The organism is Paracoccus sp. (in: a-proteobacteria) (assembly GCF_047973135.1).
GTDB lineage: Bacteria > Pseudomonadota > Alphaproteobacteria > Rhodobacterales > Rhodobacteraceae > Paracoccus.
Window position 1 is genome coordinate 1 of sequence record NZ_JBKEBL010000110.1, and the last position, 1,626, is coordinate 1,626.

1 protein-coding gene and 2 pseudogenes are annotated in these 1,626 nt (G+C 62.8%); all 3 read left to right on the forward strand.

Annotated features, from left to right (window positions below):
* Positions 1 to 182, forward strand: a pseudogene (locus tag ACK5L9_RS08440) (hypothetical protein); the annotation flags it as partial.
* Between the two features lie 4 nt (positions 183 to 186).
* The gene (locus ACK5L9_RS08445) at positions 187 to 867 is read left to right on the forward strand and encodes an NAD-dependent deacylase (protein WP_416911025.1); all 681 of its coding nucleotides are present in this window, start codon (positions 187 to 189) and stop codon (positions 865 to 867) included.
* Positions 868 to 1,025: 158 nt separating this feature from the next.
* Positions 1,026 to 1,626, forward strand: a pseudogene (locus tag ACK5L9_RS08450) (IS5 family transposase); the annotation flags it as partial.

Genomic DNA, 1,626 nt, shown 5'->3' on the forward strand with positions numbered 1-1,626 from the left:
GCGGCTGCATCCAGCAGGTCGCGAATCAGACCCTGTCGCGTTCGGATCAGCGCCGCGCGGCCTCGTTCTTCAAGGAACCGCACAAGGCGCAAGAGGTGCGAATGTCCAGAACCAGCGCCGATAACGCCTTCTGGGCGCGCTACAAGCAATTTGCCTCATCGGCCGAGGCGTATTGCCGCTGACGCAATGCGTATTCTGGTCCTGACAGGTGCCGGGATTTCGGCGGAAAGCGGGCTGTCCACTTTTCGCGCCGCCGACGGCCTGTGGGAGCGGCACCGGGTCGAGGATGTCGCCACGCCCGAGGCATTTGCCCGCGATCCCGCGCTGGTGCATCGCTTTTACAACGCGCGGCGCGAAAAAGCGGCCAGTGCGCAGCCCAACGCGGCGCATCGCGCGCTGGCCGAACTGGCCCACGCGCATGACCTGACGCTGGTGACACAGAATGTCGATGACCTGCACGAAAGGGGCGGGTCAGGCGATGTGATCCATATGCATGGCGCGCTGTCGGGTGCGCTTTGCGCAGCCTGCGGGCAACGCTGGCCCGCGCCCGCCGTGATGCAGCCGTCGGACCCGTGCCCGGCCTGCGGCGCGGCCGCTACCCGCCCCGACATCGTCTGGTTCGGGGAAATTCCCTATCATATGGAACGCATCTGGGCCGCGCTGGAACAGGCCGATCTGTTCGCGGCCATCGGCACGTCGGGCGTGGTTTATCCGGCTGCGGGCTTTGCCCAGCATGCCGCGCGGCTGGGGGCCGAATGCGTCGAGATGAATCTTGACCCGGCCGTCAACGCCCGCGATTTCCGGCGAAGCATCCCCGGCCCGGCCAGCCAGACCGTTCCCGCCTGGGTCGCCTCGCTCAAGGGCTGATGCGTGGCCGTTCCAGCGGTCTGCGCAGGCTACCCTGGAAACCGGGCGGAACGCGCCTTTGAGCCCGATTTAAAACTAGGCAGCACACCCATTAATTCTTGTTTGACTGTATGTGTTTGTGATTCACTCCCGGACAACCATCAGGCGGGAGGATATAAATGGCACGATCAGACATGAGCGATCTTGAATGGGAGTTCATCAAGGCGGTCTTGCCCAATAAGACAAGGGGCAAGAAGCGGGTTGATGACCGCCGCGTGATCAACGGTATTTTCTACGTCCTGCGCACTGGCATCCCCTGGGCCGATCTCCCAGAGCAATACGGCCCACCGACCACGGTCTACAACCGCTTCAACCGGTGGAGCTATGCGGGTCACTGGGACCGGGTCATGGAGGCCATCGCTGACGCTCACAACGTCAACATGGTGATGGTCGATGGGACCAGCGTGCGCGCGCATCATTCTGCCACCACGCTCAAAAAAAGACCCGCGCCGCTGCTTAGGTCGCTCACGGGGCGGATTAGGGACGAAAATTCATGCGCTTACCAATCAGGATGGGCTGCCGATCCGGTTCGAACTGACGCCCGGACAGGCCCATGACGCCCCGCCGTGCAAGACGTTATTGGATCACCTCCAGCCTGGGCAATACGTGCTTGCAGACAAGGCATATGACGCCGACTGGATCCGTGAGATGATCTGGCAACAAGGCGCCATCGACGTGATCCCACCCAAGGTCAACCGCAAGCTGCCAGCCGAATTCGAC